The 3505-nt window shown below is 53.4% G+C and carries 4 protein-coding genes; all 4 read left to right on the top strand.

The annotated features are described in order from the left end of the window. Positions 1-283: 283 nt before the first annotated feature. The 4 genes from FJ147_27935 to ruvB are packed head-to-tail and all read left to right on the top strand — an operon-like array spanning position 284 to position 3379. The gene (locus FJ147_27935; protein ID MBM4259714.1) at positions 284-1036 is read left to right on the top strand and encodes a YebC/PmpR family DNA-binding transcriptional regulator; all 753 of its coding nucleotides are present in this window, start codon (positions 284-286) and stop codon (positions 1034-1036) included. Next, the gene (gene ruvC / locus FJ147_27930) at positions 1033-1707 is read left to right on the top strand and encodes a crossover junction endodeoxyribonuclease RuvC (protein ID MBM4259713.1); all 675 of its coding nucleotides are present in this window, start codon (positions 1033-1035) and stop codon (positions 1705-1707) included. The genes FJ147_27935 and ruvC overlap by 4 nt, the downstream gene beginning before the upstream one ends. After that, entirely contained in the window at positions 1665-2309 is a 645-nt protein-coding gene (gene ruvA / locus FJ147_27925) for a Holliday junction branch migration protein RuvA (GenBank protein ID MBM4259712.1), read from the top strand. The genes ruvC and ruvA overlap by 43 nt, the downstream gene beginning before the upstream one ends. Then, positions 2306-3379 carry a Holliday junction branch migration DNA helicase RuvB gene (gene ruvB, locus FJ147_27920; GenBank protein MBM4259711.1) on the top strand — a complete coding sequence of 358 codons (1074 nt, stop codon included), beginning with the start codon at positions 2306-2308 and terminating at the stop codon, positions 3377-3379. Before ruvA ends, ruvB begins: the two co-directional genes overlap by 4 nt. Positions 3380-3505: the final 126 nt, after the last annotated feature.

Genomic DNA, 3505 nt, shown 5'->3' with positions numbered 1-3505 from the left:
CAAAGCATGCTCCTAAGATCATCGCGTGTTCCCTTCTCTCTCCCTGAACTTGAGTTTCTCCCCACGACACGCGCCTATCTCAGCAGAACCCGCGAAATCATGAAAGATTCAGACCTTTACAGGGATGGCTGCTCTCGCCCCCAATCCGCTCTCTTCGTAAAACCGTAATTCCCTCGCGATCTTATCTTCCCTCCCTTCCTCCTCTAGTCCAGTCTTCCTCGTTTACTCTGCCAAAACGATGTGGTAACACTGGCAGGACTTCGTTTGCCGGGAGGACGTGGCTATGTCCGGCCATTCTAAATGGAGCACGATTAAGCATAAAAAAGCGCTGAAAGATGCGCGCCGTGGAAAGTTGTTCACCAAACTCATCAAAGATTTGACCATTGCTGCTCGTATAGGGGGAAGTGATCTCAGCTCGAACCCGCGACTCCGTACTGCCTTAGCCGCAGCAAAAGCGGCGAGTATGCCAAACGACACCATTGATCGCGCGATCAAAAAAGGTGCTGGCGAACTCGAAGGTGTCAGCTATGAAGAGGTGACCTACGAGGGGCATGGACCTGGTGGAGTCGCAATCCTAGTGCAAGCGCTCACCGATAATAAAACTCGTACTGTATCCGAAGTCCGCCATATGTTCTCCAAGCATGGTGGGAACCTCGGAGCGCCCAACTCTGTGGCCTGGATGTTCAGCAAAAAAGGGGTCATCGCCATTGAAAAAGGTCAAGCCGACGAAGACCAACTGATGGAAATTGCCCTCGAGGCTGGGGCTGAAGATGTCACAGGTGGAGATGACGGGTTTGAAGTCTCCACTGCACCGGAAGACTTTGATGCCGTCCGTGAAGCCTTGGAAAAAGCCGGGATCACAATGGTTTCAGCCGAAGTAACGATGATTCCCCAGAATACGGTTAATCTGGCAGGAAAAGAGGCAGAAACAACGCTCAAACTGCTCGAAATACTGGAAGACAACGACGACGTACAGAGTGTGTCGGCCAATTTTGAAATCGCTCAGGAAGAAGCCGAGCGACTCAGCGCGGCATAAGAGAAACCATTATTGTGGTTGCGCAACGCACCGAGCCCTCTTTGCGAGTCCTGGGAGTCGATCCGGGGACCCTCCGTGCTGGTTGGGGAGTGGTCGAACGAAGAGGGCAGAAACTCGAATTCTGTGCTGGCGGAACGATTATCCCCAAGGGGTTTCGTTCGCTCCACGAACGACTGCGAGTGATCCATGCAGGGGTGGTCGAGGTGATCGATCGGTGGAAGCCGCACGTCCTCAGTTTGGAGAAAGCCTTTGTGGCTTATAACGTACAAAGTGCCTTTCGCTTAGGGGAGGCTCGTGGTGTTGTGTTGCTTGCTGCCTCTCAGGCCGGATTGCGGATTACTGAATACAACCCTACGGAGATTAAGACGGCAGTTGTTGGCTATGGACGCGCAGACAAACAACAAGTGCAAGAATCTGTTCTCGCACTGCTTGGGTTTAGCAAGCGCTCAGGGCCGCCCGAGTTTCCGACGAGCCAAGATGCGACTGATGCACTGGCCGCCGCTATTTGCCACTTCAATTCCTCACGCCTTGCCGAACGTATCGCAGAAGCTAGTGCGAAAGAGCCGCACTCTGGTATGGCCGATGCCACCCGGGTGCAACTCTTGCGCAGTGCGTTTCTGAAACGTTCATTACCACGGTCCCTATCGTTCTCACGCAAAACCGGACGTTAGCAGGTGAGGCTACTGATGTGATTGCTCGCCTTACTGGAGCGTTGGAAGAAAAGACCCCCGAACAGTTGATCGTCAACGTCAATGGCGTTGGTTATCAGGTGTTCGTATCGCTGCAGACGTTTTATCGTCTTCCTGCGTTGCATGATTCGGTGAGTTTGCAGATCTATACACATCTGCGTGAAGATGCACTGCTCCTCTACGGGTTCCTTGAAGAGAAAGAACGCGCGAGTTTCTTGCTGCTCAAAGGTGTCACTGGTATTGGCCCTCGCCTTGCGTTGAATATCTTGTCCGGCATTCCAGTCGATGAACTCGAAAACGCCCTACGAACCGGTGACGTGACGCGTTTGGTTGCGGTTCCTGGCGTCGGTAAGAAAACGGCTGAACGACTCGTCGTGGAACTGCGCGAGAAAGTTGGTGCATTCGATAACGGTCAGAGTGTTACTGGGGGGCAGCCTCCAGTGTCGGCAGAGGCAACCTCAGCACTAGTCAATCTCGGGTATCGGCAGGCTGAGGCAGAGAAAGCTGTACGAGCGGCGCTTCAGCGTGGAGCGAACTCGATCGCTGACCTCATTCGCGAGTCATTGCGGAGCTTACGAGCATGAAAGCAAAGAAAAAGCCGGTATTCGACCAACCTGAGGAGTTACTTCCTGTCGCGACGGCTAGTCTTGAGGCGGGAGGCGATAAGCCTGAGGATCATGTTGAGGGATCACTACGACCACGGTCACTCAACGAATACATTGGCCAAGACGGTGTCAAGCAGAATTTACGCATTGCTATCGATGCTGCCAAACAGCGTGGCGATGTGCTTGATCACACCTTGTTCTGTGGTCCACCAGGCCTTGGTAAGACGTCAATGGCCCACATCATCTCACGCGAGATGGAAGTGAATATTCATGCGACGACTGGTCCAGTGATTGAACGACCTGGTGACTTAGCAGCGATTCTCACCAACCTCGATAGCGGAGATGTGCTCTTTATTGATGAGATCCATCGACTCAATCGTGTGGTTGAAGAACTGCTCTATCCAGCGATGGAAGATTTTCAGCTCGACCTTGTAGTAGGGCAGGGACCATCGGCACGTACTGTGAAGCTTGATCTGAAGCGCTTTACTTTAGTAGGCGCAACAACGCGAGCTGGATTGCTGACGTCACCCCTACGTGACCGCTTCGGTTCGACGTTTCGCCTCGACTTCTATCAAGTGGCGGATTTGGAGAAAATTATCCGCCGTTCCGCTGCAATTCTTGGCTTGGTTATCGATGCGAGTGGCACGGCAGAAATTGCTCGCCGCTCGCGTGGCACGCCGCGCATTGCCAACCGTTTGTTACGACGGGTGCGTGATTTTGCCCAGGTGAAGAATCACGGTGTCATACAGCGCGATGTGGCACGTGAAGCCCTGCAGTTGCTGGAAGTCGATGACGTCGGCTTCGACAAAATGGACCGTGCCATCCTCCTCACTATCATCGAGAAGTTTAACGGTGGACCGGTTGGCGTTGAGACCATTGCGGCGGCCATCGGTGAAGAGAAAAGTACGGTCGAAGATGTCTACGAGCCATACCTCATCCAGGAGGGCTATCTGCAGCGGACCCCGCGTGGACGACTGGCCACATTGCAAGCATATCGTCATTTCGGTATGACGCGATCTGACGGTGGTGCGCAGGGACAGCTCTTCTAAGAGAGTGTTTTGAAAAAGGGATTGGTAAGCTTGAGGGATGAATACACTGCCGCGAGTTTATCCAACGGACCTGACCATGACCGAATGGACACAATTGAAGAGCTTCTTTCCCCCGGCCTCTCGCCG

It is taken from the genome of Deltaproteobacteria bacterium (assembly GCA_016874775.1).
GTDB lineage: Bacteria > Desulfobacterota > Binatia > Bin18 > Bin18 > VGTJ01.
Note: the sequence above shows the minus strand (reverse complement) of the source record. Positions and strands in the feature narration are given on the sequence as shown.

Coding starts and splice junctions, on each gene's coding strand:
- FJ147_27935 (MBM4259714.1), top strand. CDS start 284: ATGTCCGGCCATTCTAAATGGAGCACGATTAAGCATAAAAAAGCGCTG.
- ruvB (MBM4259711.1), top strand. CDS start 2,306: ATGAAAGCAAAGAAAAAGCCGGTATTCGACCAACCTGAGGAGTTACTT.